The sequence below is a fragment of the Treponema sp. UBA6852 genome, from assembly GCA_002449305.1.
Classification (GTDB): domain Bacteria; phylum Spirochaetota; class Spirochaetia; order Treponematales; family Treponemataceae; genus Treponema_D.
The window spans coordinates 41,815-45,467 of record DKDI01000040.1; the positions used below are offsets into that span (position 1 = coordinate 41,815).

Sequence of the window (3,653 nt, forward strand, 5' to 3'; positions counted from 1 at the left end):
CGAGTTTCTTTCAGAAACATCGCAGGGTCAAGCCCGATAATGACAGTAAAATATAAAATTTACTTTAACGCTGATTGCGCTTTGAATTAGTGTATTTAAAAAAGACTTGGAATGTTGTATAATATAAGCACAGAATTTCCTCAAAAGAACTTAAGCTTTTAGAGGTTTCAATTAATTTTAACGAGGTTTGTCATGGGCGATATTACCCGCAGAATCACAAGAAAATCATTAAAGGCAAAAAGAAAAGCGGCCATAAAAACTATAAAGGCGCAGGCAAAAGAAAAAATCCATCAGATAAAGGTTGACTATTCTATGGATGCTGAAAAGAAAAAAGAAAAGGCAGCTGAACGTGAGCGCAAACGTGAGCTTAGAGCGCAAAAAGCAAACGCCCGCTTGTCTTACAATGCACGTCAGCCGCGTCCATTTACACTTGGCGAAGATGTTCTTAGTTCAATTGCAAACGGAATAGGGGCAGGACTTAGTGTTTCGGCGATTGTTCTTTTGGTTATCCGCGCGTATTTTTATGCCCCGGCTGCGCAGAAAAGCACTTATATTTCAACATTCGCAGTGTTTGGCTCAAGCCTTTTTGTGCTTCATCTTATGGCGACTCTTTACCATGCGATTTCACCTTCAAAGGCAAAAAAAGTATTTTCTATTTTTAACCATTGCGCAATTTATCTTTTTATAGGCGGAATTTTTACACCTTTGATGCTTGCCAAAATGTCTGGACCTGCCACAACCGCTTGTGCTGTTCTGTGGGGAATTCTTGCGTTTCTTTTGGTTTTGTATGCAGTGTTCGGCGCAAGGCTTCATTCATTTTCTGTTTTTACATACATAGTTTTTGCGGCGATTCTTTTAGGGCTTGTTGCTTCTGGAGCTATTGCGTTGAGCTTTTCAAGCAAAGTGTTTTTGTTTGCAGGAGCAGCCGCTTATGGAATAAGCCTTGCATTCTTTATGATGCGGAATTTCAAATGGACTCACAGCATTTTCCACCTGTTTGCGATTGGAGCTGCGGTTTTAGTTTTCTTTGGAATTTATAACCTTATATAATCTGAAATTCTTTGATAAAAATAAAAGTTTAAGTGTCATTCAATAAATCGAAATGTCTCTGAATGACATAAAGTACTTTTGGACGCTCTAGCTATTGTAGGGGATTATCCAATCAAGCTGGATAATGACAGTAAAATATAAAACTAGAAATAGAATTCCCGGCTGTTTTTGCAACCGGGAAATTTTTTTAATAATGCGGCGGCTTTCTATTTGGAATGTCGCCTTCAAGAATGTCAGAAACTTCATGCAGCTTCTGAGACAAAAGTTTGTTTTCAGTCCTAAGCCGCTCAATTGTTTCTGTATGCTCAACAGAAACCGCCTGAAGCTGGTTTACAAAATCTTCCATGTAGGCAAGCTTTGTTTCAAGGCTGATTATTTTTTCTTCAATTTCTTTTTCCATTTGAATTATTCCAAATCGTATGTTTCGCCGTATTTTACAATTTCAACATTCGGAAATCCATTTTCTGCAAGATAACCTTTAAGATGTGCCTGCGCATCTTTTTCGCCATGCACAAGAAAAATCTTTTTGAGCCTGCTTGTGTCTATAAGCTTGAGCCATTCAGTGCATTCTTTGTAGTCAGCGTGCGCGCTGAATGAGTCAATTTGCTTTACCTGAGCGTTCACCTTGTACCAGTCGCCAAGAATCTTAACTTCCTTTTCGCCTTCAAGAATTCTGCGTCCCAAAGTGTGTTCGGACATATAGCCTACAATCAAAATTATGTTGTTCGGATTTGAAATGTTGTTCGCCAAATGGTAAAGAATGCGTCCGGCTTCGCACATTCCGTCTGCGCTCAAAATTATCATTGGACCATTTTTTTTGTTAAGCTCTTTGGATTCATCGACGCTTGTAATAAACTGAAGCGAGTTAAAGCCGAACGGATTTTTGTGGTGCGCAAGGAACGCTTCCTGAGTTGCAGCATCGTAGCATTCCTGATGAAGCTGGTAGATTCCGGTCGCATTCACCGCCATAGGGCTATCCATGTAAATTGGAATCTGCGGAATTCTTTTTTGGTCAACTAAAAGATGAAGGTAATAAACAATTTCCTGCGCACGCTCGATTGCAAATGTTGGAATGATTATTTTTCCTTTTGAATCAATTGCCTGACGCACAACTTTTTCCAGCTCGTACATTGTGCTCGAAGTTTCAGCATGAAGCCTGTTGCCGTAAGTGCTTTCCATGAAGATATAGTCAGGAGCGGGCATATTTGTTGCCGGGTCTTTTATGATTGGCTTGTTGCGCCTTCCCAAGTCTCCAGTGTAAAGAACTCTAAGCTCGTTTTCTCCGTCTGCGTTTTGAGATGGTTCATTTTTTAAAGAAAGCTTTGCACCGAACAGTTTGTGCCAAAGTTTTGGTTTTATGCCGCTTCCTGCGATTGCTTTTGTTCCTTGCTGATTTTTCCTTTGCCCGGTAATTGTAAAGTAGGCTAGGGAACTTCCGAGAATGTGCCCCGCATCAAAAAATTCAAGCTGAACATCCGGGGCAATGTACATTTTGCGATTGTAGCCTAGAGTAACAATCTGATTTGCCGCTTTTACGCAGTCCGCTTCGTTGTATAAAGGTTTCCAAGTAAAAGCTTCGCCTTTCTTTTTTGCCTGCTTTGCAAGAAATTCAGCGTCCCTGGCTTGAATGCGCGCGCTATCCATCATAACAATATTTGCAAGGTCTCTTGTTGCCGGAGTTGCGTAAATTGTTCCGTCGTATCCGTTTTTCATAAGAACAGGAAGAAGCCCGCAGTGATCATAATGTGCATGGGTCAAAACAACGCTTTCAACTTTGTCCGCCGGAAAACTGAATTCCCTGTTCTTTTTATCTGATTCCGCTCTCCGCCCCTGAAAAGCTCCGCAGTCTACCATTATGCTGCGTCCGTCAATTTCAAGTATATGCCGGCTTCCTGTAACTTCTTCTGCCGCTCCAAGTGAATATGCTGTAACTGCCATAAAAGCCTCCTGATGTAATGCTAAAAAAGTGCCTATTTTTAATTATAAACCCGATTTGCGATTTTCTCAATTTTTTTCTTTTATACTGAAACCCTTGCTTACGTAGCTTTGCAAAAGAAAATCCTGAACAGAGAAACGGCAGGGAACACTAAAACGATTGCCTTTGTCAAACCTTGATTTTTTAGCAATTAAATTAATTTTCAGCTCGTTTTTAACTTGAAAATGACTTGTTTTTCTTGAAAAAACATTTTGTTTTTTACGTAAAAACACTTTGTTTTAAATGGAAAAACATTTTGTTTTGAACTGAAAAACGTCCCATTCTTAGCTTGATAATTATAATTCATAAAGTTTATTTCATTGCTAAATAAAACTGATTTTATCGCTTTCTCCATATACACGTTAGCTATCCTGTTGTGTTCTTGCAACCCCCTCTGCCTAACGCTAGGCAGACCCCCTGACGTGTGCATGTCAGCACCCCTTGCAAAGAATTTTGGGCAGGAGGCCTAACAAAAACAGGCTGCCTGAAATAGCGTCAGAAACTGCACTGCAAGTTTGCCCGGTGGCAAACTTGTTCAATCGACTACTGTTTTTCACTGCGTTGCAAAACAGCCTGTTTAAATCTTATCGATGCCAAAGCACCGCTAAGATTTAAACATAAGGAGGCT

3 protein-coding genes are annotated in these 3,653 nt (G+C 40.1%); 1 reads left to right on the forward strand and 2 read right to left on the reverse strand.

The window, feature by feature from the left end:
• Nucleotides 1-192 precede the first annotated feature (192 nt).
• Nucleotides 193-1,050: a PAQR family membrane homeostasis protein TrhA gene (trhA, locus tag B3209_RS09290; protein WP_295800209.1), complete on the forward strand. Its 858-nt coding sequence runs from the start codon at nt 193-195 to the stop codon at nt 1,048-1,050.
• 187 nt (nt 1,051-1,237) lie between these two features.
• Here the strand turns inward: trhA and B3209_RS09295 are convergent, their stop codons facing one another.
• Both B3209_RS09295 and B3209_RS09300 read right to left on the reverse strand, forming a co-directional pair.
• Nucleotides 1,238-1,450 (reverse strand): SlyX family protein, encoded by a 213-nt coding sequence (locus B3209_RS09295; RefSeq protein ID WP_296014825.1) that lies wholly within the window; start codon nt 1,448-1,450, stop codon nt 1,238-1,240.
• Between the two features lie 5 nt (nt 1,451-1,455).
• Nucleotides 1,456-2,988 (reverse strand): MBL fold metallo-hydrolase RNA specificity domain-containing protein, encoded by a 1,533-nt coding sequence (locus tag B3209_RS09300; protein ID WP_296664470.1) that lies wholly within the window; start codon nt 2,986-2,988, stop codon nt 1,456-1,458.
• Between the last annotated feature and the right edge of the window lie 665 nt (nt 2,989-3,653).